Below are 25280 nucleotides of genomic sequence, written 5' to 3'. Positions count from 1 at the left end.
GCGTTGAAGGCTCAGTACTTACAGGAAGCGAAAGACTGGTCCGAAGGCGGCGACTATCGAGCAACGATGCACGCGGCAGGCGGGGCGATCGTGGCGGGTCTCGGAGGGGGCAATGCGCTGGGTGGTGCGTTTGGTGCGGGGCTGACGTCAAAGCTTGGCGGGGCGTTGAATGAGCTGAGTAATGAAATCAAGAATGCCAGTCCCACAGGCAACGCAGATATCGATCAAGCATTAGGCCAGATTGTGGCTACGGGCGTAGGTACTGCGGTAGGCGCGGTGGCGGGCAGGACTTCGGGGGCGTTTACTGGGTTCAATACTGATCGGTTTAATCGGCAGTTGGGCTCGGAAGATCGAAAGCTCGCCGGATATATTGCAGACAAAAGCAACGGCCAGTACACGCAAGGGCAAGTGGAAGATCAACTACGACTCATGGGAGTCTCGTATGCAGACGGCGCGTCCGTGCCGCCTGGTGTAGTCGAAGAGTTGAACGGAAGTACTCCAACCGATCAAAGCGCGCGGTGGGTCGACACGGGAGTAACAAGCGCAAGCGGCAAACCATTAATCGTTCAGTCGCTACCCGAGGTAAATCAGGCGTTGCAGGCGTTCATCATGGCGAACTACGACTCGGCAACTCCGGGGCAGATCCCAAGTGCCGTTAGATATATACCCAACCCGGTCGCCACAGACATTCGAGACACGGTGGTAAATGCGGCGCAGGGAGTCTCCACAACAGCGGGACGTCTTGGGGCACTCACATCGGCCGGAGCTTCCATACCATCGCCCTACGCGCCCGAGCTGGCGACAGCTGCCCTTATCGCGGCGGCGACGGGTCTGGTCGCGGATGCGGTGGTGCAAATCGCGAAGCCTGATGTCGGGCGGTATTTGGCGAACAGTGGCAGCGCAATTATTTCGGATCAGATTTCCAGGAAATATCCGATTGCATCCCCAGCAATTAATGAGGCATCAAATACGTTCAATAACAGCATTTATTCAAAATCGATCCAAGATTTCATTAATTCATCTTGGACCAGAATAAATCATCAACCCGAAGACAAATGAAAATTATCGAAAACGGAAATCTGACCGGTCGGACGTGCACGGCATTAATTATCACAGGGATAACCATATCTTATTTTACTTTCAAATACGCCAAACCTTCAATATTTAGCGCAATTTTAGCATTATTTGGATTTTTACTCATGACAATTGGCGGATTAAGCAGTCGTGCGCATATTTTGAATATCCGACCTTTCGATTCCAGCTATACGAAAGCCCGAAAAACTTACCATCCAGCAGAGGATGAAAAGGATAAATTCTGATTGGCTTCTTGTTCGGCATCGGATAAATAGCACAGGAGTGACTTCATCATGCGGAAATGTCGAATCACTCCACTACACGGACTCGTAAAAATGCGCAAGCTTGTATTCCTGTCAATGCTTCCGATCATCCTGACTGCGTGCTCTTCGGCACCGGTCGATGAAAGGCCCATCGCGCAACAGCGGGAAGATTTCTCGCGAGCCGCGGCAGCTTTGATCGGTGAGTATTCGGTCATAGATAGCCGCAAAGATGATTACAAGGTCACCTCGATCACGGTGAAACTCCGAGACAATAATCTGATCGTCATTGCCCACCAGAACGGAGGAGATAATTTTCTAGTCACTGGGAAGGAATGCAGTGGCTGGGATCGGGGCATCGAGAAGACAATATTTTGCGAGGAAGCGTCTGACGTGTTCAATTTTGTCGACTTTACGTTGACAAAGTACTCGCGCACGATCGACGACGGATTGTCGCTCTCCAAAAAACCTCCAATGATGGTGAGACCAGGCGACTACCTCCTTGATCTCGGCCGAAAAGGTGGAAGAGTTCATTCATACCTGGTCAAAAAGATGGAGGGCGACACGTTGAAGTAATGACCCAGCGGCACCCGCTCAGGTTAAGCGGCATAACGCGAATGCCTCAGTTGGGGTTTTCATCTTCCGCGCCTATCTCGTCAACGTTGCTGACAGCGCCGATCGGAATAGCGCTTGACGTCAAAAAAGCGATTTTCTGGCCGACGCCCCACCCGCGTTCGCCCAGCGGGGCGAGCCCCTTGCCCCAGTTTGGTTGCATCCATTACATCGGTTACGTCCGTTACGTCGTCGTGCCGCGAATGCTTGCCGATTTGCGATTACGCTTCCGGGCATGAATTACCGCGGTTGGGACGCATGAGGCTCAACTGGCCTGCTGTACCTTTGCGCCTCATACGTCCCAAGCGCCCGCCCATACGGAGACGACCCTAGATGACAAAGCCCTACCTCACCGTTTTCGCCGCGCTTGCGGCGACCGCCGCCATTACCTGGATGACGTTCAGCACGCGCAGTTACGCCGCAGAGCCGCAAGCCCAGGTCCAAACCAATCCTCGGCAAGACGAAATCAAATCGCTCGTCGACAAGACCATCACGCCGTTGATGGCCCGACAGGACATTCCCGGCATGGCCGTCGGCATCGTCTTCGACGGGCATGCCTACGTCTTCAATTACGGCGTGGCAGACAAGAAGGCCAACACACCCGTCACTTCAGACACGCTTTTCGAACTGGGTTCAGTCAGCAAGACATTCACCGCGACGCTAGCCGCCTATGCGCAAGGTGTCGGTGCCCTCTCGCTCACCGACAAGACCAGCCGCTTTGTCCCCGAACTTGCAGGCACACCCTTCGGCGACGTGAAACTCGTCAATCTCGGCACGCACACGACCGGCGGCATGCCGCTTCAAGTGCCGGAAAACGTCCAGAGCACCCACGACATCCTGCAATACCTCAAGTCATGGAAACCGGCGAAACCCACCGGCACGGTGCGCACCTATTCGAACGTGAGCATCGGTGCCCTCGGCTGGATCACCGCACGCGCCATGCACGGCGACTTCGCAACACTCGTGACCGAGCAAGTCTTCAAGCCGCTCGACATGAAGCACACCTACTTCCGCGTTCCGAAAGATCAGCAAGCCAACTACGCGTGGGGATATGGGAAGGATGGCAAGCCGATTCGCGTCTCGCCGGGCGTGTTCGATGAAGAGGCTTATGGCGTGAAGACAACGGCGAGCGACCTGCTGCGGTTCGTTCGCGCCAACCTCGGACAGCCAGTGCAGGACGACCGGCTGCGCCGAGCGATCAACGCGACCCACACCGGCTATTTCTTCGACAAGCCGATCACACAGGACCTGATTTGGGAGCAGTACCCGTATCCGGTCAGCGTCGATGCACTGCTTGACGGCAACTCGGCCCGAATGGCTTACGAGCCGACCGCCGTTCGTGAACTCGCGCCGCCGATGGCCCCCACGCCCGTCGCCTGGATTAACAAGACGGGCTCGACGAATGGGTTCGGCGCTTATGTCGCCTTCGTCCCGTCGAAACAGATGGGCATCGTACTGCTCGCGAACAAGAACTACGCGATGGACGAGCGCATCCGCGCGGCGCACGACATCCTGACCACCCTCGACGGGGGTGCACACGCCTCATCCGCGGGGAAGTGACGACGTGCGCGACTGCAGGCGGCCTCGCCCGCGCCGTGGTCGTGATTCCGGCACGGCGCTGAAGCCCCCGAGGCTTTAGCGCCGTAAAGCGACATCACGCAATCACCCATACGCCCGACCGCCTGAATGCCCTGGCGCCTTAACTGCCCGACACCTCGACAACTCAAGGTCTGGACGCCTCAACGCCTTACCGCCGACCACCTCACCGCCCGAACACCTGCTCTAGCGCCGCCGCCATATCCTCGATCAGATCCTGCGGGTCTTCCAGACCGATATGCAGACGCACGATCGGGCCGGCAGACGTCCAGTCCTCGCACGTGCGCGTGCCGGCCACGTTCGACACCGTCGCCAGACTCTCAAAACCGCCCCACGACGCGCCGATGCCAAACAGCTCGAGCGCATCGACGAAGCGGTCCGCTTGTGCCGTCGTGGCATCGGCGAACTCGAACGAAATCAGGCCGTTCGTACCCACACAATCCCGTTGCCACAGCGCATGCCCCGGATGCGTCGGCAGCGCCGGGCAGAACACGCGCGCCACGTCCGGCAGACTGCCGAGCCAATGCGCAACGTCCAGCGCATGACGCTCATGCATCTGCAAGCGCGCCCCCAGCGTGCGCGTGCCGCGCAGCACCAGATACGCGTCGTCCGGACTCACGGCCACACCCTGCGCATCCGCCATCGTGGAGAGCCTCTGCCAGACCTCCTGCGTCGTGGTCGCCGTTCCCATCATGACGTCGGAGTGCCCACTCAGATACTTCGTCGCCGCCATCACCGAGACGTCAGCCCCCAACATGAGCGGACGGCACTGCACGCCCGAACCCCACGTGTTGTCCGCCACGAGCAGCGCCCCATGACGATGCGCCAGGTCGGCCAGCGCCGGGATGTCGCACATCTCATAGACGAGTGAGCCCGGCGTCTCCACGTAAATCATCTTCGTACGGGCCGTCATGTGCTCGGCCGCGTCGCTGCCATCGGCGCGGAAGTAGGTGACGTGCACACCCCACGGCTTGAGAAACGTCTCCACGAAGTGACGCAGCGGCTGATACACGCAGTCCGAGATCAGCACATGGTCGCCCGGACGCACGTAAGCCAGAAACACCATCGAAATCGCCGCCAGCCCCGTCGGGAACAGACGCGTGCGATAGCCGCCCTCCAGCTCGGCGACAACATCCTCCAGCGCGAAGCCCGTCGGATTGCCGCGCGCCCCGTAGGTGAACATGCGCTCGGTGCCGCGACGGCGGCGCGCGTCGTTCATGTCGTCCATCGTATCGAACAGCACGGTGGACGCGCGCACGACCGGCGGATTGACGGCGCGGCCGCCAACCACGGCGGTGTGCGTGCCGCCCTTGACCAGACGGGTAGCGAGACGTTTGGGGGTCGATTGTCGGGACATGATCGGACGTTGGGGGATAAGGTTTCGAACGATTCAAACGATTCGAACGAGTCAGAAGATAACGCATGGCGTGCGCAACGCTCGCGCACGCCAGCGACTGCACTTACTTCGCGGCGGCAGGCTCACCGATACGGAACGCACCGCGCTCGCGGTCATCAAGCTGGGCCAGCAAACCCGTCTCCCACGCCAGATATTGGCGCGCCGCCGCCTTGTTGCCGTCGTGACGATCGTGCACGAAGAACAGGTAGTCGATGCATTCGGCGTCTGCCGGCAGTTCGGGCGTGCTCTGCACCGGCTGGCCGGCCGCGGCCCAAGCCTTGAAGCCGCCCGCAAGCAGCGAGACCGTGCGCGCGTCGTTGGCATGCGCACGCCGCCAGTCGGCCGCGAACAGCTCCGCGATACCTCGCTCGTCCGCGATGAGGACGATGTCGCGGGACGCCGGCAGGTTCGGCAGTCGAGGGCGAATCGCCCACTGCGCACCGGGTACATGCTCACGACGATAGCTCATGCTCGGTCGCAGATCGACGACCGTGACACGCTCGTCGGCCAGTGCCGCGGCAAGCGTCGCGACATCGATCTCGGCCAGCGTCGTATCCACGGCCGGCGCGCAGCCCGGCAGCGACGCGCCGCTGGCGAGTCCACCGCGCAACACATAGGCGTCGTGCCCCAACTGACGCAGCCAGCTCGCGACGATCGGCGCACGCACGCCGTCGTCGTCGAACAGCACCACTCGCGCGTGACGCACGCCCACGTATTGATCCGTCGCCTGAATCAACTGGCCGCCCGGCGTGTGCTGCGCACCGGGCAGCGACCCGGCGGCGAATTCTTCCGGCGTGCGCACGTCACACAGGAACAGCGTGCGCGACGTGTCCGTGGTCCATTGCGCAAACGTGGCGGCATCCACCTCGGGCACCGAGAAGCGCTCGGCCAACGCACCGCTCGCTTCACGCATCTGCGCGAGGCTCGACGGCGCGACCGCGTCCGGATAGCGGCGCGTGCTGCCATGCTCCAGCGGCAAATCTTCCAGATACCAGCCCTGCGTGCCGTTCTCCAGCGCCATCACCGGATTGGGAATGCCAAGGTTGATGAGCGTCTGCGCGCCGATGATGCTGCGCGTGCGGCCGGCGCAGTTCACGACGATAGGCGTCGTGGTGTTCGGCACCAGCTCGCGAATGCGATAGCCGAGTTCGCCGTTAGGGCAGCAAATCGACGACGGGATCGTCATCTTCAGGTATTCGCTCACGGGCCGCCCGTCGAGAATCACCACATCGTCGCCGCGCTCGCGCATGGCGGCCAGCTCGCGCGCCGTCACGCGAGGCGTGTGATACGCCATCTCCACCAACTCACCGAAGGTCTTCGACGGAACGTTCACGCCGGCGAACAGACGAAAGCCCGCTTGTTGCCAAGCGTTGGTACCGCCTTCGAGCACGTACACGTCAGAATATCCGAGCGCGGCCAAGCGCTGCGCCCCCTGCACGGCGACACTCGCGTCGGTGTCGTAGAGCACCACGCGGGCATCGCGGCGCGGCGCAAGCCGCACGATGTCGAGTTCGAGACGGCTGTATGGCAGTGTTACGCCATAGAAGAGATGCGCTTCGCCGTACTCGCCATGCTCGCGCACGTCGAACACGGCGATCTCGGCGCCGTCGTGCAACCATTCCTTGAGGCGGGCGGGCGGCACGAAGTGAGGAGTAAACGAGGTCATAGCGTTGCGTCGGTTGTCAGGTTTCGCCCGGTCATGCCCAAAGCGTAGGGATGAACGGGCCCGCACCGCCCGGCGGGGCGATGTGAAATGGGGCGCGAGGAACGCTCGCGCCGTCAGGGAGTTCGCCGCCGGGTTTCGCCGGCGGTCACGGTAGCTTTAGCGGCGGGTCTTCACGCCGATATCCATCACTTGATACGTGCCCTTGGCAAGATCGAACGTGATGCGCTCGGTCAGCGTCTCCAGCGCACGGCCGTACATGTGCAGGTGGCGAATCGGTGCGTCGCCCTGGATCTCGACGGCATGGATGTCGTCCGACGCCAGGGCAATGCCGTGGCCCGGATCGACCACGACGGTGTCGCTCACTTCCAGCGTGCCGACGCCTGGCGTCTTGCCGTCGTCGGTGCGACGGTAGACGTAGTTGTATTCGACGCCTTCGACCGCCGCGATGCACGCCCACGTCGTATGGTTGTGCGGCGTGATCTTCTTGCCCGGGCGCATGACGTTCAAGTAAAGCGCATAGGTCTTGTCCGCGTCTTCGTGAATCAGGTAACGTGCTTGCAGTTCGCCGTCGGCCGGCGGCGGGAAGTCGGCCTCGTTCCACAGCGCGGTGCGCGCGGCAAGTGATTTAACCTGATCGAGTACGGCGGCCAGCGCGGGGCGCGTCTCGCCCTCAGGGGCCAGCGACGCCTTCATGGCAGCGATGGCGTCGCCGACGGCGATCTGACGTTGTTCGGCAAGGTTGGGCGTGGACATGTGAAGTCTTCTCCGTAGGATTTTGTTCTGCGACGAGCCCCGGCTGCGGGGCGCTCGCGTGTTCCGGTGTGTAGGTGTTTTACGCGTCGTGCTTATCGGGTCGGCATCGGGTCAGCGTTAGGCGGGCACGGCGTCGCGCGGCACGCCGATCATCGGCGACGGACGCAGCACATCCTGCAGGAACCGCTGCGCACGCGCGTGCTTCGGCTGGCTGAAAAATTCCGCCGGCGGCGCGTCTTCGAGCAACTGCCCCTGGTCCATGAACCAGACGCGGCTCGACACGTCGCGCGCGAAGCCCATCTCGTGGGTGACGATCATCATCGTAAGTCCGTCATCTGCCAGCGAGCGCATGACCTGCAGAACCTCCTGCACCATCTCGGGATCGAGGGCGCTCGTCGGCTCGTCAAACAGCATGAGCGGCGGTTTCATGGCGAGCGCGCGGGCAATGGCCACCCGTTGCTGCTGACCGCCCGAGAGGTTCGCCGGCATGGCGTCGATCTTGTGGGCGAGGCCGACCTTGGCGAGCAGCGTCTCGGCCTGGGCCGTGGCTTCGTCGCGCGACATGCCGAGCACCTTCGTCGGCCCGAGCATCAGGTTCTGGCGCACCGAGAGATTCTGAAACAGATTGAAGCTCTGGAACACGAAGCCGATGCGCGCGCGCAACTGGTTGAGCTTGACGTCGCGCGCGGTGACATCCCTGCCTTCGAAAAGGATGCGGCCCTTCTGGATGGCTTCGAGCCGCGTGACGGTACGAATCAACGTCGACTTGCCGGAGCCCGACGGACCGCACACGACCACGACTTCGCCGCGCCCGATGGTGGCGTCGATCCCCTTGAGGACGTGATGATCGCCGTAATACTTATCGACATTCTCGAATGCGAGCATGGTCATGATCGCGTTCTCCTTCTTGAATCCTGCACTTACGCCAATCCCGCGCGCTGACGGGCGATACGACGCTCGAGCCAGCCAGCGAAGCGCGAAATGGCGAAACACAACACGAAATAGAAAGCTGCGAGCACGAGGAACGTCTGCAGCGGCTTGGTCAGCACGATCGTATTGACCTGCGCGGCCGAGTACGTCAGCTCGGGCACCCCGATCACATAGGCGAGCGATGTCGCCTTGATGATCGACACGAACTGGTTGACGATCGACGGCAGCATGTTCGCGAGCGCCTGCGGCAACTGCACGTAACGCATGCTTTGCAGCCACGACAACCCGTTCGAGCGCGCCGCTTCCATCTGGCCGCGCGGCAGGCCTTCGAGACCGGCGCGCACGATCTGCGACAGGAAGGCGCTCTCGTAGACGATGATCGCGCACACGGCGGTGGTGAATGCCGACACCTCGGCGCCCACGAGCAGCGGCACGGCGAAATACGCCCAGAAGATGATCATCAGCAGCGGAATGCCGCGCACCAGGCGCGTCCAGACACCGGCCGCACGTCGCAGCCAGCGCAGCGGCGAGACTTGCGCCATGCCGATCGCCACCGCGATCGGGAATGACATCACCAGCCCGAGCGCCGAGAGAATGAGCGTGATCGCCACGCCGCCGAGCGGGCCGTTGGGCCAGCTCCCGACGAGGAACAGCGCGAGATAGTCATGCAGGATCTCGTACATCGTCTCAGACTCCCGAAGGCGCCGTACGGCGTTTGGCGACGTGCTCGGAGAGCGCCATCAAAGCCAGCGTGCCGACCAGATACAGGAGGGTCGCCACCAGAAACACGTCGAACGTGCGGAAGGTCAGGTTATCGATCTGACGCGTGCGATACAGCAGTTCATGCACGCCGATGGCCATCGCCAGAGAGCTGTTCTTGAAGAGCAGCAGCGCCTGGTTGAGCAACGCGGGCGTCGCCACGCGAATGCCCTGCGGCAATACGACGTAACGGAACGACTGCAAATACGTAAGACCGATCGACCACGCAGCTTCCTGTTGCGTATGCGGAATCGCGCGCAGCCCCGAGCGCAAGTCTTCGGAGATGAACGCGCCGGCATTGAGCGCCAGCGCAATCGTGGCGAAAACGAACTCGGTGTTGCCAGCGTTGATCCAGTCGCGCAGGCCTTCTGGCAGCAGTTGCGGCACGCCGAAGTACCACACGAGAATCTGCACCAGCACCGGCACGTTGCGGTGATACTCCACCACCACGATCACGAAGCCTTTGAAGAGCTTGACCGGCAGGGCGCGCAACGTGGTGAGCACTACACCCACCACGATGGCCAGCAGCCCCGAGACCACGAACAACTGAAGCGTGGTCAGCACCCCGTCGCGAAACAGCTTCAGATAGCCGTCGTCGAGCAGAAACGAAAGATCGAACATGACGCCGCGTCTCGCTTACTGCACCTTGATCGGCTCGACCTTATAGTCGCGCGTGAACTTGTAGACCGACTTGGCACCGAGCCACTTGTCGAAGCTGTTCTGCAGGCCATTCGACTTGTCGTAGTCGACCAGGATCTTGTTCACGGCGGCGAGCAAGGCGGGCTCGTTCTTGTTCGTCACCACGCCCCAACGCTCTTCGAAGACCGGCTTGGTGAGCAGTCGATACTGCTGCCCGCCCTTGGCGGCCGCTTCGTTGGCGAAGCGTGCCAGAATCAGTTGGCCCGCCACCAGCCCCTCGACCTTGCCCTGTTGCAGCGCGAGGAAGGCCGACGAAATGTCGTGGAACGTGAGCAGGTTCGAATCGGGCAGACGCGTGACCGACACAGCAGCCGAGCTGGACCCCTCGGATGCGGCGATCTTCTTGCCGGCGAGCTGATCGAGCGTCTGCACCGGCGAGTCGGCGCGTACCAGCACGCGAATCGGCGCGACGAAGTATTGGTCGCTGAAGTCGACCTGGGCGGCGCGGGCCGGCATCCAGGCGACGGCGGCGGCCAGTACGTCGACGCGATGCGTCTTGAGTTCGGGGATGCGGGCGTCGGTCGACAGCGCGCGGTGTTCAAGCTTCACGCCCAAGCCCTTCGCGATTGCATTGCACACGTCGACGTCGAAACCGACGATCTTGCGCGTGGCAGCGTCGGGGAAGGCGTACGGCTCGCTGGCGTTCTGCGTGCCGCAAACGAGCGTGCCGCGCGCCTTGATGTCAGCCAGTTGGTCGGCGTGCGCGATGCCCGTCATGGTGAGCGTTGCGAACAGCGCGGCTGCAAAGTGTCGTTGCCACATGATCCTGAGTCTCCTTGAGTTCGGCCGAAGGGCGAATCGATGATCAGGGGGTCGGTCAACGCCGGCTTCCCCCGATTACATAAATATTGCTTGAGTGTCAGGCAGGTTATCGACCAAAATTCCCAAGAACAATTTAATTTTTATCCCAGAAACATTAGCGCGCCTGAAGTATTGGCACGGAGCCGTCATGCGAAATCTGGATATCGATCTGTTGCGCACCTTCGTGGCGATTGCGCAGCACGAGACGTTTGCGGCCGCTGCCACGCGCGTGGGACGCACGCAGTCTGCCATTACCCAGCAAATGCAGCGGCTCGAACAGGAGATGGGGTGCGCGCTGTTCGAAAAGCAGGGGCGGCAGAAGACGATGACCGCCGATGGCGTGCGGCTCGTGGCGTATGCGAACAAGATTCTGGCGCTCAACGACCAGGCCGTGCAGGTCATGCAAACGCGCGGGCCGGTGGAAAAGCTGCGCATCGGATCGCCGCACGACGTGGCCGACTCGATTCTGCCGAGCATGTTGCGACGGCTATCGAAGCTCTCGGCGGAATTGCAGTTGGAGATCATCGTGGGACGCAGCCCGCATTTGATGGATGCCCTGCGCGACAAGGAACTGGATCTGGCAATCTCGACGCGCTACGACGAAGCCTTCCCCGGCATCAAGCTGCGCACGTCGCCGATGGTGTGGATCTGCGCCGACGACTTCATCTTCAATTCGTCCGCGCCCGTGCCGCTGGTGATGGCCGATGACCTGAGCCTGTTTCGCCGCTTGTCCATCGAGCGGCTCAACGCGGCGGGCATCGCCTGGCGCACAAGCTTCATCTCGCCGACGTTGACCGGCATCCGGGCAGCGATCAGCGCGGGCCTTGGCGTCACGGCCCGCACCACCGAGCTTCTCGATGCGAACATGCGGGTACTCTCCGAAGCCGACGGTCTGCCGCGCTTGCCCGACGTGGCCTTCTATCTTTACGTGCAGCCGACGTGCACGAGTCAGGTGTTGCGCGAATTGTTCGAGTCGACCGAGCACATCGCTACGCGCTTCGGCCCGCCGTTTCTGATCGGCGAGTAATCGGCCGCCCGCCATCCAACGCAGTGACCGGCTGACGCGAGACCGTCAGGACAGGCGCACGCCGTGTGCCTGCATGGCGTAACGCAGCCCGCGACGAATGGGCAATCGAATTGGCGATATACTGCCCCCGAGTATGTGCGTGCTAACATTTTCGGCCATTCGATCGACACAGACAGGAGCGCGACAGACCGTGCACACGATTCGGGAAAAGCACAAGTTGTTGGCACGCGTGCGTCGCATTCAAGGGCAGGCGCAGGCGCTGGAGCGTCAGTTGAGCGAAGAGGGCGACTGCATCGAGATCCTCCAGCAAATCGCGGCCATTCGCGGGGCGGTCAACGGCCTGATGGGCGCGGTCATCGAAGGGCATCTCGTCGATCACCTCGTCAACGAATCCGAACAGGCGCATCGCGAGGCCGAGCTGGCACCGGTGCTGCACGTCATCAAAGCCTATCTGAAGTAGCCGACTCGCGCCCATGCTTCGTTTCGAGAATCTCGCCAGACGCTTTGGTACTTTCACCCTTTTCGAGCACCTCACCTTCCGCGCCGAGCGCGGCTGCTTCGCCCTGCGCGACGAAGGCGGCGGCGGCAAGACCACGCTCCTCGGCATGCTCGCGGGCACGGTCGTGCCGGACGACGGTCAGGTCTGGATCGACGGACACGCCATGCACGACGCCCCTGCCAAGGCCAAGGCTTCGCTCGCCGTGGTGCCGTTCGACTGCCTCGGCGAGCCGTCGCAAACCGGGCGAGGCTTTCTCGAGCAGCGCGCCGCCGAAACGCAAACGCTCGTGAATGCCGGCGTGCTCGATCTGGCCGAGCGATTCGGCCTGATGCCGCATATGGAAAAGCGCTTCGATCAGATGTCGCTCGGCACGCGTCGCAAATTCTATTTGACCGCCACTCGGTTTGGCACGCCGCGCGTGATTCTCGCGGACGAGCCCAGCGGCGGTCTCGATGCCGCCTCCCGCGCCGTGTTGATCGACTTGTTCACGGCCCTCGGCCAGAACGGCTGCGTCTTCTTCTCGACCCACGACGACGCGCTGGCGGACGGTTGCCACGCGACAACGCTCGGCTTCCCCGATCTCGCGCGCGCCAGCGCCCTCTGATTTCCCGGTCGTTTTCCCGAGCGCCACAAGGCGCGCTCATGTGTTCGTCCATTCGTCTGTTCATCCGCCCAAGGCGTCGATGACGCAAGACGGGTGTGCCGTTCGTCGCACGGATCCGCCATTGAACGGCGATATGCCTCCATTGACCTGCGCGCATTAAAGTTTCGGCCTCCTCCAGCCGTAAGGGCAGAGAGTCATGCCGCAATGTATCAATGCGACGGCGCAGGTAGCACCGCCTTGCCCGTCGCCCCCCCCATTCAACGGCCCGCACACGGGCCTACCGATGAAAGCTCATGAAAGTCACTTCGTTGCGAACCCGGATTCTGCTCATTACCTGCCTCACGGTAGTGGGCGCACTGATTCTCTCTGGCATCACGACTTACGTCATCGTGCGTGACAGCATGATGTCGAGCATCGCCGACACGCTGTCGGCCGTGGCCAACGGGAATGCGGGCACCATCGAGCGCTGGTCGGCCGACAAGGCGCAGGCGGTCTTGGCAACGTCGCAGGTCGTCGAGAAAGGGGATCCGGCCGGACTCGTGAAGCTCATGGGCAAGACCAACGACTTCCCGATCACGAGCATCGGCTGGTCGGACAAGACGTTCTTCTCCACCGCCCCGACGCCCCCGGACTACGATCCGACGGCGCGCCCCTGGTACAAGAGCGCCCTGGCGGCAGGCAAGCTCACGGTCACCAAGCCTTACGGCGATTCGTCGACGGGCATTCCGTACGTCGCCTTCACCGCGCCGATCCTGCGTGACGGCCAGACCACCGGCGTCGTCAGCGGTGCCGTGGCGCTCACCGGCGTGCAGGACATCATCAAGGCCGTGCACCCCACGCCGTCGAGTCTCGCGCTCGTGGTGGCGAGCGACGGTCAGGTGATTGCTCACCCGGATAGCAAGTTCTCGCTCAAGCCGTCAACGGACGTGGCGCCCGAGCTCACGGCCGACGCGCTGCCGGGCATGGCCGCCGACGGCGCCGCACCGGTCTCGATGGAACTCTCCGGCGCGCCCAAGCTGCTCAAGGCCAAGCGCATTCCCGGCACGGACTGGTACCTGGTGGTGGCGCTCGACCGCGCGGAAGCCACGGCCGGCCTGACGCATGTGCTGGACGCAACCGGCATCACGCTGGTCGTGCTGACGTTGATTGCGCTGGCCATTGCCTCGATCTTCACGTCGCGCGCGTTCCAGCGCTTGTCGATCGTGCGCGATGCCATGGACACTATCGGCTCCGGCGACGGCGACATGACGCAGCGACTCGACGTCATCGGGCAGGACGAGGTGGCGCAGATCTCCACGTCGTTCAACGCGTTCGTCGACAAGATCAGCTCGGTGATGCTCGACGTGCGCTCGGGCGTGTCGTCGATGACGTCGGCCACCAGCGAGATCGAGATGGGTAACCGCGATCTGTCGCAGCGTACGGAAGCCTCGGCGGGGTCGTTGCAGGAGACGTCGTCGGCGCTCACGGAGATGACGTCCAGCGTCAAGCAGACGGCCGAGACCGCCGAGCACGCCACGCGTCTTGCCAACGAGGCGAGCGCCGCCGCCGCCCGTGGCGGTCAGGTCGTCACCGATGCCGTCGGCACGATGGCGGCCATCACGCAGTCCTCCGAGCGCATCACGGAAATCATCAGCGTGATCGACGGCATCGCGTTCCAGACCAACATCCTGGCGCTCAATGCGGCGGTGGAAGCGGCGCGCGCCGGCGAGCAGGGCCGCGGCTTCGCGGTGGTGGCGGGCGAGGTTCGCACGCTCGCCCAGCGCAGTGCTGCGGCCGCGCAGGAAATCAAGGCGCTGATCGAGACGTCGGTGCAGAACGTCAAGAGCGGCACGGAGCGTGTGCAGGCGGCGGGCACGACAATGAACGAAATCGTCGACGGGATTACGCGCGTGCAGCGTCTGGTGAGCGAGATCAATGGCGCCATGACGGAGCAGAGCACGGGCATCAGCCAGATCGACCGCTCGGTCTCGGAGATGGATCAGGCCACCCAGCAGAACGCCGCGCTGGTGGAGGAATCGGCGGCCGCGTCGGCCATGCTGAGCGAGCAGGCCCGCATGCTGGCCGAGACCGTGGCGCGCTTCCGTCTGCGCGATGGGCAGCACGCGGCGCTGCACGGTCTTCATGCATCGCACGCGCCGTCGCTGTCGGTGGTGGGGTCGTCGAAGCGTCGCGCGGCCTGAGGGATCACACCGGCCATTCACAAAACGCGATTTTCCCGTTACAATCGCGCTCCCCTGCCCAGGTGGCGGAATTGGTAGACGCACTATCTTGAGGGGGTAGCGCCGAGAGGCGTGCGGGTTCGAGTCCCGCCCTGGGCACCAGAAATTCGAAAGGCAGACGCGCGCAAGTTCGTCTGCCTTTTGCGTTTTTCAGAGCGATCGCACCGTCGATCCGCTAGGCACGATGACCGTCACGCTCAGGCCGGTTCGTGCGCGCTCATCCGCGTAGGCGAGTTGCACATCGGCGCCGGCCTTCTCCGCAATGGCCTTGACGATCGACAGGCCAAGGCCCGAGCCCACTTCGCTCGTTCCCAGTCCGCGGTAAAAAGCGTCGAAAACGCGGTCGCGCTCCTTCGGTGCGATTCCCGGACCGGTGTCCTTGACGCACAAACGCGTCTGCCCCTTGCCCGACGAGAGCATCATGTCCACACGTCCACCGGCCGGCGTATAGCGAATCGCGTTGTCGACCAGGTTCTTGATCAGCATGCTCAAGTCCGCCTCGCCGATCGGTAACGACGCATCCTCAGTCGCCTCGATGCCGAGGTCGATACCCTTGGCTTCCGCCAGCGGGTAGAGCGTTTCCAGCGTTTGGCGGAATACCCGCAGGACGGAATCGGTGGTGGCATGCGCGTCGCTCTGCGTCGCCTGCACGCTGGACAGTGTCAGCAGATGCTCGAGCATGTGCCGACCGCGCTCGATTCCCTGGCGCAACTCCACCAGCCGCTCTCTGGCTGTCGCGGACATGTCAGCTTCGGCCAGCCGCTCTGCCTGCAGGGAAAGCGCCGTCAACGGAGTACGGAGTTCATGCGCGGCGTCGGCCACGAAGCGGTGCTGAGCGTCGACCGACGTGGCCACACGCGACAACAGGTTGTTGATGGCCCGTAGGAACGGACGAATCTCGCTCGGCAGGTGCTCGGTCGACACCGGATGCAGCTCGCTGTACTGACGCTGGTCAATCTCGCTCGACAGACTCGCCACCGGTCGGAATATCCTGCGCACCAGCCAACCAACCACCAGCAGCAAGACGGGGACGAACGCCACGAGCGGCATGATGGTCCGGATCGCGCTGGTCCGGGCGATCTGGTCGCGCACGTCGGTCTCTTGCGCCACCGCGATACGTGAGCCGGATTGCAGTGTCTTGACCAGCACCCGATACGGCTCCTTGCCCACGGTGACGGTCGTCAGACCGTCGGGCATCGTCACCGGCAGCGACAGCGGCAGCTTGTCGTCGCCGTCGCCCGCGCCCGGGCGCGTTGCCACGCCGAGCCGTTGAACGACCACGCGCGCCTCCTCGCCGCTCGCCTGCGGCGCCTGAGGGGCCTGAATATTGCGAAACTCGCTGGTCTGCAGATGGTTGTTGTCGACGAGGGCAGCGACCTGGCGCAGCACATCGTCCTGCAGCTCATGCGCCTCGTCGAACGCCGCGGCAAACGAAATGGCCCCGGCGATTACGGCAAAGACGAGAATCGCCACCGAAAGCCACAGGCTCAGGCGCAGGCGAATGGAGTCGCTCAATCGCCTTTTAAGACCATCCATCCCGCGCCCCTCACGTTTTTGATGACGCTCGTACCGAGCTTTTTGCGAAGCGAGTGAATGAGAAATTCGATGGCATTGCTCTCGACCTCTTCTCCCCACCCGTAAATCCGATCTTCCAGGTCGCTTCTGGACAGGATGGCGCCGGGCCGCGTCAGCAATGCCTCCAGCAAGGCAAACTCGCGATTCGATAATTGCACCGCTGCAACGTCCGAGGTACGGGCTTCCCGTGTTCCCGGATCGAGCGAGACGATGCCATTCGACATGACCGGCTGCGCCTGTCCCGCCTGACGCCGCATGACGGCACGGATGCGGGCAAGCAATTCCGCCATCTCGAAGGGTTTCAGCACGTAATCGTCAGCGCCGGCGTCGAGGCCCTTCAATCGCTCCGGCAGCGCATCACGCGCCGTGACAATGATGATGGGAATCTGATGCCCTCGCGATCTCAGGCTTTGCAACACGGCATGACCGTCTTTGCCCGGAAGGCCCAGATCCAGCAGTACCAGGTCGTAGTGCTGGCAGTCGGCGGCCGCCAGCGCCGCTTGTCCGTCAGTGACCCAATCCACCGCGAAGGTCGCATCCTTGAGGGAATCGCGAACGACACTGCCGATCATCGGATCGTCTTCGACGAGCAGGATGCGCATGTCAGCTCCTCTCTAGCGACGGGTCAATGCGCTTTCGCTGCGGCGCGCTGCCGGAACACCAGCAGACTCGTCAGGATAAAGGCCAGCAAGGCAAACGACGCCGAATACCGGCTCAGGGCAAGCCCGCCTGCACTGACCGGTTTGTCCAGGAAATCGCCGACAACGGCACCCAGCGGACGCGTCAGAATAAACGCTGCCCAGAACAGGAACGTGCGCGACGTCCGGGTCCACAAATACGCACCGACGAGCACCAGCAGGAGCGCTCCGAACACCACGGCCGCGCCCGTATAGCCAAGCCCCGCCGTATCCGCCGTCCAGTCACCCAACGCGGTGCCCAGCGTCTGCGAAAACATGATCGTAACCCAATAAAACGCTTCTGCCTTGGGCGAGTGGATCGAATGCACGGACACGGAGCCCATCGTGCGGTACCAGAGCCAGAGCGAGCCGAGCAACAAGGCGAGCAGGATCGAGGAGCCCCCGGCATAGCCGATGCCCAGCGACCGGTCGGCGAAGTCCGCGAGCGTGGTACCGACCGTCGTCGTGGCAATGATCGTCACCCAATACAGCGCGGGCGAAAATGCCTTGGCGCGAATTTGCGCCGAGACGGCAATGGCGAACACCACCGCAAAGATCGCGGTACCGACAAGGTAGCCGAGGTTCATCGACATGGAGACGGCATCGCCCCCGGTTTCGCCCAAGGTCGTGGCGGCGATCTTGATCACCCAGAAGAGGAGAGTGACCTCGGGAACCTTGCTTAGCGTTTTCTGTACGTTTTCGTTCATGGTCGGAATTGTCCTTCGAAATGTCATGCCTTGACCCATCCCAAATCGATCCAGCGCGCGAACAGCTTTCGGTGAATGAGCAGGGCCACGCGGCAAACGGGAGCAAGCAACCAGCACATAGGTTGCGTCACCCCCCAAGCGGAAATGCCCGCGACGACGATTGAGCCCGCCATATCCATCGGATAGTGCACGCCGAGGAAATGCGTGCCCACGCCACAGGCAGGCCGAACAGGGCGGCGGCAACGCCCGCCGTTCGGGTTCGGTTGTCCAACAGGAGCGCGAAGGCGACCGACCAGATCAGCGTGAGGTGATCACTGGGAAATGAACTGTCGGCCGCGTGTGCCAGATACGTGTGTCCGATGCCTACGACGAACGGGCGCGGATGTTGCCACACCCAGCCGATCGCCTGATTGACAGCAAGCCCGATGGCACCGGCGATGGCGGCGGCAATCAGCGACCGGCGCTGCGCCTCGTCGGCGCGCAGCCACAACAGCCCCATCGCCACGGGCACCGTCAGAATCAAATACTGCGCGAAGAAAACCGCCATCCCGAATACCGGGGGCGTGGGTAATGTCGACGCATTGAGCATGAGAAACAACGTGTCGTTCAGGCGCTCCATGCGGCGTCCTCCTTGAAATGAGCGTGCTACGAAAATGGCGCGGGAAATATCACAAACCGAAGCCTATGCCTCCACTCTTAGCCACGCATTAGCATCCGTCGTTATCTGCGCGGTTTCGGGGCGGTGATGGTGGCGGCGCATGAAGGCCCGCTTGTGTCGACAAACGAATTCGCCCGCAGCCACCGGGAACGGTGGGCGGGCGAATGTGTTTGCCGCGGAAATTCGTATCGCGCGACGGCGATCAGACAGCGTCGCGCGACAGACAGGCCGTTAGCGGGTCGTGCTGGGTTCCGGCTGGTTCTGCACGGGGAGCATCTTGTGCAAGGTGCCGTCACGCAGCACCCAGTGATGGTAAAGCGCGGCACAGATATGCATCCCGATCGCGCCAAGCAACACATAGGCAAGGAACGAGTGCACGTCGCCCATCGAGTGGCCGAAAGACGATCCCTGCGTCGACAACGCGGGCAAAGGCACCACGCCCAGCAACTTCAGTCCGTAGCCCCGCGCCGAAGCGTTGATCCAGCCCAGGACGGGCACGATCACCAACAGCGCATACAAGCCCTTGTGCGCAATGGCGGCGAACATGTGCAAGATCGACTGCTTGCCTTTCGCCGGCGTGCTGCGACAGCGCGACCACACCAGTCGAATGGCGGTGAGTCCCAGAATCGTGACGCCCAGCGAGAGATGCCACGCCACAAGCCCGATCGCGGGCGTGTTGCGCGTGATATCGGGCATCGTCAAGGCGACAACGAACTGCACAGCCAACAGGGCTGCAGTCAGCCAGTGCAGATAACGGGATGCCGCATCGTAACGGGTAATGGTTTGTTTCATCGGAGCCTCTTCGCCACTGATTGAAAACGTAATCCGGCTGACACGATCGCCAAGCGCCGTGCCCCATGGATCAGAATTCTGGGGCGCGACACTTAGCGAAGACTTAGCAAGTGCGAATTTCGCGACCGAATCGTCAATGTCGAACGGTCTGATGGCGCATGGCGATTACGGATTCGCATACTGACGCTCGATCGACGTCTCACTCGCGACCTGCATCTTCGGTGTCCACGCCGTGTGTGTGCGGGCCGTCAGGTGAACCACGGGATAGGCGTTACGCGACTGCGTGAGCAAGCCGTGTCGCTCGGCCCGGCTCAGGCTTTGCTCGACGGCAAGCCGCGTGACGTGCATTTGAGGACGATGGAGCATCGCGGTCTCAGGATAGACGGTGTCGCCTTGCTGCATCAGTCCATGCTTTTCCGCGCTTACGAGTTGCGCATACACCTGTGCTCGTGTGAGTGACGAGGACGGAGCACCGCTGGACATCACGGATTGGCTTTGCGCCGCTTGCGCGTTGATTTGTACCGCACCAAGCAATCCCGCCACGGCAACGAGCGCGGCAACATATGAGGTCTTCATGATCGAACTCCTAAGGGTGACGATAGGGGTGAAGGAGCGATGACTCAGCCATCGCACAACCTTCACCTTGATCGTAGGCGCGCTGCCTTAGCGAACCCTTAGCGCGATCACGGGGCGCTACTCGGTAGTTCGTCACACTCGCGTGAATGTCGCGCTGCGAACGAGACGACGATTTCGCTATCGCGCGATGAGGCGGCTGTGCCTGAACACCACGCCTTTGATCGCATCGAGAACGCATGCGAACACGATCACGGCACCCAGCAGCACACCGATGATCGATATCGGGACGGCAGCCATCAACGTTCCGCTCACGGCCATGCCGCAGACGATCGTCACGGCGCTCACGCTCGCCATCACGAGAATGCGGCTGGGTGCCAGCGACCCTATCCGCCCGTCGGTGCGCAGTACATAGACGTTGGCCTGCGTCGTGAAGACCAACAAGAGAAATACCAGCGTCTGCATCTGCGCAGGATCGACGCCGAACCGGCTGCGCATCGTCGCATACAGCGACAGCGAGAACACGAGGGACACGGCCGCCAGAACGGCTGCCGCACCGATGAGTTGTCCTACCTGCCAGCGCTGCGGGTGACTCGCGGGCAACGTCCGGTCGGCGGCAATACTCATCGTGACAAAATCGTTCGCAAACAGCAGCAACACGATCAACGGCGACGAGATCACGAAGCCGTGCGTGAACCACAGCCCAAGCGTCAGGAACACAACGATTTCCAGCGTCTTGACGACCTTGTTGAGGATGTACGTCAGCATGCGGCGATGCACCTCGCGCCCCGCCGCGACCACCGACAACACGCCCTCGAGTCCCGGATCGGTCAGCACGACGCCCGCCGCCGCCTTGGCCACGTCTGTCGCGCTGGCCACGGCGATGCCGAGTTCCGCCTGACGCAACGCGGGCGCATCGTTCACGCCATCCCCGGTCATGCCGGTCACATGTCCGGCCGTTTGCAGCGCGGCGACAATCGCGTGCTTCTCTTCAGGCAAGACGCGCGCAAAGATGTCGCATTGCTCGGGGTGACGCAGATCGTCAGCGTGCGCAGTGCATACGCGCGCCCCAAGGCCGAGCCGTTGCCCGATGGCCTTCGCCGTTTCCAGTGCGTCGCCCGTGGCCATGCACACCCGTACGCCAAGGTTGCCCAACTTGACGATAAGATCCTGAGCGTCGTCTCTGGGAGGATCCGACAGCGCCACGAGGCCAACCAGGCGGACCGCTCCCTCGCCGCCTTGCGCAACCGCCAGCACGCGTGCGCCGGCGCCCTCCAGCAACTGCGCAGCATTGGCAACGGCGTCCGGTTGCGCCGGCGGCGCGGCGCACTGCGCAAGCACGGCACTGACCGCCCCCTTGATCGCATACCATTCGATGCCGTCGACGACGTAGACCCCCTCACTGAAGCGCGTCGCGGGATCGAAGGGGAGAAAGGCGTTTCTCACAGGGAGCGCTTGTGCGCCGGGCTGGCCACGATAGGCCGCGAGAATGGCAAGGTCGAGGGGATCCTGCGAGGCATCGTCGCTCGCCAGCGCGGCGGCGCGCAGCACCGCCGCGTCATCGACGCCGTCGAAGGCGGTGACGCTTGCCACCGACAGCTCGTTTTTTGTCAACGTGCCAGTCTTGTCGGAGAGCAACGTGTCCATCGCCGCCGCCTCTTCGACTGCCGGCAATCGCGTGACCAGCACGCCTTGCCGGGCCAGCGCGGCGCTCGCCATCGCAGTGGCCAGCGTATAGGTGGCCGGCAACGCGACCGGCACGGACGCCACGAGTAGCAGCAGCGCGAAGATCGCCGTCTCCGTCATGGGAAGTCCATGTGTCACCGCGTAGGCAATCACCAGGACCACGAGCACGGCATCGAACGCGACGAGGCGTTTGACGATCGCGAAAATGGTGCGCTGCATGTGACTCGGTGCATTCGAGGTGCGCACCAGTTCTGCGGTTCGCCCGAAGTAGGTGCTCGCCCCGGTAGCGGTGACCTCCCCGCTGCCTTCCCCCTGACGCACGATCGACCCGGTGTAGGCCGGCTGCCCGGCACCGGCACCAACGGCCAGCGACTCGCCCGTGAGCGCCGATTGATCGAGCGACACGGCACCGTCGAACAACATCAGGTCGGCAGGCACGATGTCGCCGGCGCGAACGTGGACGACATCTCCCGGCACGAGTTGCGTGGCCGACAGCCGCATCCATTGCGCGTCGCGCATCACACGTGCGCTGACTTGCAGTTGGCGACGCAGCAGCGCCAGCGCGTCCTTGGCGCGACGTTCCTGGACAAACGCGACCGCGGCGTTGAAGGCCAGCAGAAACAGGATGACGAGGGCCTCCTGAGGCCTGCCGAGCGCCACTTGAAGCACGACAACGGCTTCCAGCATCCAAGGCACCGGCCCCCAGAACTTGCTTGCCAGCTGACGCCAGGCCGGGCGCTGCAAATCTTCGATGACGTTGGCGCCGAATCGTTGCAGGCGATCCTGCGCCTCATGGGCGGTCAGCCCGGTGGCATGATCGGTGGGCGGGGGTGCCAGCGCGCCGCCCGCTTCGGAATGCACGGCAGATGAGATGACCTGGGAAGGCGTACGCATGGACGTTGTCCCCTCGGTAGCCCATCGCGTGCGCGATGGGCCGGCCCGGTCCCGGTCGGGCGACCCGGACGCAATGGGAATCGTACGCCTGATTGCCAGACCATCAACGGTGGAACGTCGATGTCAGTGTGACAGCGCTTCCAGACGTATGCCGTTTGTCTTCGGTCCGAACGCCCCGATGGAGATCATGACGACCAGCATGCAGACCGTAATGCCGGTGAAGACGCCGGGCACACCGAAGTCGCGCAGCAATGCCGCGATGAGAAAGCCGGAGAGCATGGCGCCCGCCCGACTGGCCGAATACACGATCCCGTTGGCGCGGCACCGAATCGCGGTCGGGAAAAGTTCAGCCTGATAGGCGTGATAGCAAACCGAGATGATCTGGCCGAACAGGCTGATCACGATGCCGCACACGATCAGCCCCGGCACGTTGGTCAAGCGCGCGAACGTGAGACCGAATACCACGACGGCGGCCGCCGAGCCGACGATGAGCCACTTGCGCTCGATCTTGTCGGCAAAGAGGATTGTCAACGCCGGTCCAAGCGGCAATGCGAATGCGATGATGAACGAATACAGCAGGCTCTTCGTGACCGTAATGCCTTGCCCGATCAACAGCGTCGGCACCCAGTTGGCGAATCCGTAGTACCCGATGGCCTGACAGAAGTTGAACGCAATGAGCATCAACAGGCGCGAGCGGTACGGCGGTTGAAGCAGCTCCGCGAACGTCGCCCGGCGTTGCGGAGGCAGTTGAACCACCTCAGCCGGCGCCGGCAACGGCGAACCGGTTTCGCGCATCACGGCTTGCTCCATACGCGAGACAATCGTGTCGGCCTGGTCGACGCGGCCATTCATGGCGAGCCAACGTGGGCTTTCCGGCACGGCGCGTCGCACCAACCAGACCAGCACGGCGCCCACCGATCCGGCGAGCACCACCCAACGCCATCCGTCTAGCCCGAACAGGGTGGTCGGCACCAACCAGTAAGACAGCAGTGCAGCCACCGGCGCCGCGGCGAACATGACCATCTGATTGAACGCCATCGCCCGTCCGCGCATGTGTTGCGGCATCAGTTCGGTCACATAACTGTCGATCGTGACGATTTCCACGCCGACGCCGATCCCGGCGATGAAGCGCCAGATGATCAGCGACTCCGGCGAGTTCGACAGCGCCATGATGGCCGAACAAACCGAGTACCACAGCAGTGAATACGTGAACACGGCACGGCGGCCGAAGCGGTCCGGCAACCCACCGAAGCAGAACGTGCCAACGAACAAGCCAGCGAATGTCGCGGCGATGAAACCGGCAATCCCGTGAAATCCGAACAGCGAATGCGTGGTGGCGCTGAGCAGTCCGCTCTTCGCCATGCCGGGCGCAATGTACCCGGTGAAAATCAGATCGTAGATTTCGAAGAAGCCGCCCAGCGAAATCAGCAGAACGAGCTTCCAGAGATAGCCGGTGACGGGCAACCGGTCCATTCGGGCCGCGACTTCGGCGGCCGGGTGAATGTCGGCAGGTACGTGATTCGAAGCAGCGGGCGGTGCGCCCGCGGTCAGGCCAGTGGTCATGCTTGTCTCCAGAGAGTCGGTCGCGGCATGAGTTTTGTTATGGCGCCGCGACATCGTATGAGCGCGTATTGCAGGCCTCCGTGGCCCGCAGTGCGCTTGCGTCAGGCGGCGACCTTGCGAGTCAGACGCCCAAGGATTTGCTGTGTGTGTTCGCCGACTTTTGCCAGCGCCTGTCTAACCCCGGGACGACGCCCGCCCAACATGATCGGCAGAAGCACGACATCGGTGACGGTGCCGTCGTCGGTCTGCATCGGCGCAATGCCGCCGCTGGCCCGAAGATGCGGGTCGTCGAGCAACTGTTCAGGACGCACGATCGGGGCGAACGGAATGCCCGCCGCTTCAAGTTGAGGCATCAACACTTGCATGTCGTGATGACGAAGCACGGCGCCGAGTCGTTCGAGCAGATGCGGTCGCACGGCGACTCGATCGGCGTTCGTGGCGAATTGCGGTTCGGTGGCCAACTCAGGACACCCGATCACATCGCAGAGCTTGAGGAACTGTTTGTCGCTGACCGCGCCGATGAAAAGCTGCTCGTCGTTGGCGAGCGTGAACACGTCGTAGACGCTCCAGGCGGACACGCGGGCGGGCATCGGCGGAGGCGCTTCGCCCGTCATCGAGTACTGCTGCATGTGCTGCGAGCTGAGGAAAACGCAGTTCTCGAACAAGGCGCTTTGCACTTCCTGACCGCGGCCCGTCGCGTCGCGCTCGCGCAGAGCGGCCAGCACGCCGATCGCGCCGAACATGCCGCCCATGATGTCGTTGACCGATGTGCCGGCGCGAAGCGGGCGGCCCACCGGGCCCGTCATGTACGAGAGTCCGCCCATCATCTGCACCACTTCGTCCAGCGCCAGACGCTTCTCATACGGCCCGGGCAGGAAGCCCTTGTGCGACACGTAGATGAGGCCAGGATGTTGGCGCGACAGTGTCGTGTAATCGAGCCCGCACGACGCCATCAGTCCGGGACGGAAGTTCTCGATCACGATGTCGCACTCGCCGATGAGGTCGGCCGCCGTCTCGCGGCCCGCATCGGTATTGATATCGATGACAACGCTTTTCTTGTTGCGATTGAAGGCGCGGAAGAAGCCGATGCCCAACCCTGGCAGCTTGCGCGTTTTGTCGCCGCCGGGCGGCTCGACCTTGATGACCTCGGCACCGAGGTCCGCGAGAATCATCCCGCAGGTCGGGCCCATCACCATATGGGTGAACTCAACGACGCGCACGCCTTCGAGCGGCAAGCGATTTTCTTGAGACATCATGTCA

At 62.8% G+C, this 25280-nt stretch carries 25 protein-coding genes and 1 tRNA gene; 9 read left to right on the top strand and 17 right to left on the bottom strand.

The genetic code is table 11. The features are described from left to right. The 3 genes from PEP31012_RS23775 to PEP31012_RS21970 form a co-directional block, all read left to right on the top strand. The coding region (locus tag PEP31012_RS23775; RefSeq protein ID WP_174978359.1) for a hemolysin at window positions 1–1059 on the top strand (1059 nt) is incomplete at its 5' end. Then, complete coding sequence (locus PEP31012_RS21975) at window positions 1056–1319, top strand: hypothetical protein (RefSeq protein WP_150591387.1); 264 nt, start codon at window positions 1056–1058, stop codon at window positions 1317–1319. The genes PEP31012_RS23775 and PEP31012_RS21975, both read left to right, overlap by 4 nt. 90 nt (window positions 1320–1409) lie before the next feature. Beyond that, window positions 1410–1910: a hypothetical protein gene (locus PEP31012_RS21970; protein WP_150591386.1), complete on the top strand. Its 501-nt coding sequence runs from the start codon at window positions 1410–1412 to the stop codon at window positions 1908–1910. 46 nt (window positions 1911–1956) lie between these two features. Here PEP31012_RS21970 and PEP31012_RS23770 read toward each other — a convergent pair whose 3' ends face one another. Further along, window positions 1957–2109, bottom strand: coding sequence for a hypothetical protein (locus PEP31012_RS23770; RefSeq protein WP_174978358.1), 153 nt, complete (start codon window positions 2107–2109; stop codon window positions 1957–1959). A gap of 170 nt (window positions 2110–2279) precedes the next feature. Here PEP31012_RS23770 and blaPNC point away from each other — a divergent pair, with 170 nt between their 5' ends. After that, a complete protein-coding gene (gene blaPNC / locus PEP31012_RS21965; RefSeq protein WP_150591385.1) occupies window positions 2280–3506 on the top strand; it encodes a PNC family class C beta-lactamase in 1227 nt (408 codons plus the stop codon). Window positions 3507–3708: 202 nt separating this feature from the next. Here blaPNC and metC read toward each other — a convergent pair whose 3' ends face one another. From metC to PEP31012_RS21930, 7 genes are all read right to left on the bottom strand, one after another. Continuing rightward, window positions 3709–4899 (bottom strand): cystathionine beta-lyase, encoded by a 1191-nt coding sequence (metC, locus tag PEP31012_RS21960; RefSeq protein ID WP_150591384.1) that lies wholly within the window; start codon window positions 4897–4899, stop codon window positions 3709–3711. A 103-nt stretch (window positions 4900–5002) separates the two neighbouring features. Beyond that, window positions 5003–6604 carry a rhodanese-like domain-containing protein gene (locus tag PEP31012_RS21955; RefSeq protein ID WP_150591383.1) on the bottom strand — a complete coding sequence of 534 codons (1602 nt, stop codon included), beginning with the start codon at window positions 6602–6604 and terminating at the stop codon, window positions 5003–5005. Between the two features lie 156 nt (window positions 6605–6760). Then, window positions 6761–7357, bottom strand: a complete 597-nt coding sequence (locus tag PEP31012_RS21950; protein WP_150591382.1) for a cysteine dioxygenase family protein — start codon at window positions 7355–7357, stop codon at window positions 6761–6763. Window positions 7358–7474: 117 nt separating this feature from the next. Continuing rightward, window positions 7475–8248, bottom strand: coding sequence for an amino acid ABC transporter ATP-binding protein (locus PEP31012_RS21945; protein ID WP_281355544.1), 774 nt, complete (start codon window positions 8246–8248; stop codon window positions 7475–7477). A gap of 29 nt (window positions 8249–8277) precedes the next feature. Continuing rightward, entirely contained in the window at window positions 8278–8970 is a 693-nt protein-coding gene (locus tag PEP31012_RS21940) for an amino acid ABC transporter permease (RefSeq protein WP_150591381.1), read from the bottom strand. Between the two features lie 4 nt (window positions 8971–8974). After that, on the bottom strand, window positions 8975–9667 hold the full coding sequence (locus tag PEP31012_RS21935; RefSeq protein ID WP_150591380.1) for an amino acid ABC transporter permease: 693 nt from the start codon (window positions 9665–9667) through the stop codon (window positions 8975–8977). Window positions 9668–9682: 15 nt separating this feature from the next. Next, window positions 9683–10507 carry a transporter substrate-binding domain-containing protein gene (locus PEP31012_RS21930; protein WP_150591379.1) on the bottom strand — a complete coding sequence of 275 codons (825 nt, stop codon included), beginning with the start codon at window positions 10505–10507 and terminating at the stop codon, window positions 9683–9685. Window positions 10508–10694: 187 nt separating this feature from the next. Between PEP31012_RS21930 and PEP31012_RS21925 the strand changes: the two genes are divergently transcribed. The 5 genes from PEP31012_RS21925 to PEP31012_RS21905 all read left to right on the top strand — a co-directional run bounded on the left by PEP31012_RS21925 (window position 10695) and on the right by PEP31012_RS21905 (window position 14997). Further along, complete coding sequence (locus tag PEP31012_RS21925) at window positions 10695–11573, top strand: LysR substrate-binding domain-containing protein (protein WP_150591378.1); 879 nt, start codon at window positions 10695–10697, stop codon at window positions 11571–11573. Between the two features lie 190 nt (window positions 11574–11763). Continuing rightward, the gene (locus tag PEP31012_RS21920) at window positions 11764–12033 is read left to right on the top strand and encodes a metal/formaldehyde-sensitive transcriptional repressor (RefSeq protein ID WP_150563929.1); all 270 of its coding nucleotides are present in this window, start codon (window positions 11764–11766) and stop codon (window positions 12031–12033) included. 13 nt (window positions 12034–12046) lie between these two features. After that, window positions 12047–12676 carry an ABC transporter ATP-binding protein gene (locus tag PEP31012_RS21915; protein ID WP_150591376.1) on the top strand — a complete coding sequence of 210 codons (630 nt, stop codon included), beginning with the start codon at window positions 12047–12049 and terminating at the stop codon, window positions 12674–12676. Window positions 12677–12969: 293 nt separating this feature from the next. Then, the gene (locus PEP31012_RS21910; RefSeq protein ID WP_150591375.1) at window positions 12970–14856 is read left to right on the top strand and encodes a methyl-accepting chemotaxis protein; all 1887 of its coding nucleotides are present in this window, start codon (window positions 12970–12972) and stop codon (window positions 14854–14856) included. A 56-nt stretch (window positions 14857–14912) separates the two neighbouring features. Then, window positions 14913–14997: transfer RNA gene (locus PEP31012_RS21905), tRNA-Leu, on the top strand. 48 nt (window positions 14998–15045) lie between these two features. Here the strand turns inward: PEP31012_RS21905 and PEP31012_RS21900 are convergent. The 9 genes from PEP31012_RS21900 to PEP31012_RS21860 all read right to left on the bottom strand — a co-directional run bounded on the left by PEP31012_RS21900 (window position 15046) and on the right by PEP31012_RS21860 (window position 25273). Beyond that, on the bottom strand, window positions 15046–16431 hold the full coding sequence (locus PEP31012_RS21900; RefSeq protein WP_174978357.1) for an ATP-binding protein: 1386 nt from the start codon (window positions 16429–16431) through the stop codon (window positions 15046–15048). After that, window positions 16407–17072 carry a response regulator transcription factor gene (locus PEP31012_RS21895; protein ID WP_150591373.1) on the bottom strand — a complete coding sequence of 222 codons (666 nt, stop codon included), beginning with the start codon at window positions 17070–17072 and terminating at the stop codon, window positions 16407–16409. Before PEP31012_RS21895 ends, PEP31012_RS21900 begins: the two co-directional genes overlap by 25 nt. Before the next feature lie 23 nt (window positions 17073–17095). Further along, entirely contained in the window at window positions 17096–17854 is a 759-nt protein-coding gene (locus PEP31012_RS21890) for a COG4705 family protein (RefSeq protein WP_150591372.1), read from the bottom strand. Window positions 17855–17981: 127 nt separating this feature from the next. Then, entirely contained in the window at window positions 17982–18473 is a 492-nt protein-coding gene (locus tag PEP31012_RS21885; protein WP_343039916.1) for an undecaprenyl-diphosphatase, read from the bottom strand. A 270-nt stretch (window positions 18474–18743) separates the two neighbouring features. Then, window positions 18744–19304: a cytochrome b gene (locus PEP31012_RS21880; protein WP_150591371.1), complete on the bottom strand. Its 561-nt coding sequence runs from the start codon at window positions 19302–19304 to the stop codon at window positions 18744–18746. Between the two features lie 165 nt (window positions 19305–19469). After that, the gene (locus PEP31012_RS21875) at window positions 19470–19880 is read right to left on the bottom strand and encodes a DUF4148 domain-containing protein (RefSeq protein WP_150591370.1); all 411 of its coding nucleotides are present in this window, start codon (window positions 19878–19880) and stop codon (window positions 19470–19472) included. Between the two features lie 177 nt (window positions 19881–20057). Further along, window positions 20058–22457: a plasma-membrane proton-efflux P-type ATPase gene (locus PEP31012_RS21870; protein WP_246171423.1), complete on the bottom strand. Its 2400-nt coding sequence runs from the start codon at window positions 22455–22457 to the stop codon at window positions 20058–20060. Window positions 22458–22580: 123 nt separating this feature from the next. Further along, window positions 22581–24020: an MFS transporter gene (locus PEP31012_RS21865; protein ID WP_150591369.1), complete on the bottom strand. Its 1440-nt coding sequence runs from the start codon at window positions 24018–24020 to the stop codon at window positions 22581–22583. A gap of 101 nt (window positions 24021–24121) precedes the next feature. Next, the gene (locus PEP31012_RS21860) at window positions 24122–25273 is read right to left on the bottom strand and encodes a CaiB/BaiF CoA transferase family protein (RefSeq protein ID WP_150591391.1); all 1152 of its coding nucleotides are present in this window, start codon (window positions 25271–25273) and stop codon (window positions 24122–24124) included. Window positions 25274–25280 lie beyond the last annotated feature (7 nt).

The sequence above is a fragment of the Pandoraea eparura genome, from assembly GCF_902459725.1.
Classification (GTDB): Bacteria; Pseudomonadota; Gammaproteobacteria; order Burkholderiales; family Burkholderiaceae; genus Pandoraea; species Pandoraea eparura.
The sequence above is the reverse complement of the archived record's forward strand: the minus strand, read 5'-3'. Positions and strand labels throughout refer to the sequence as shown.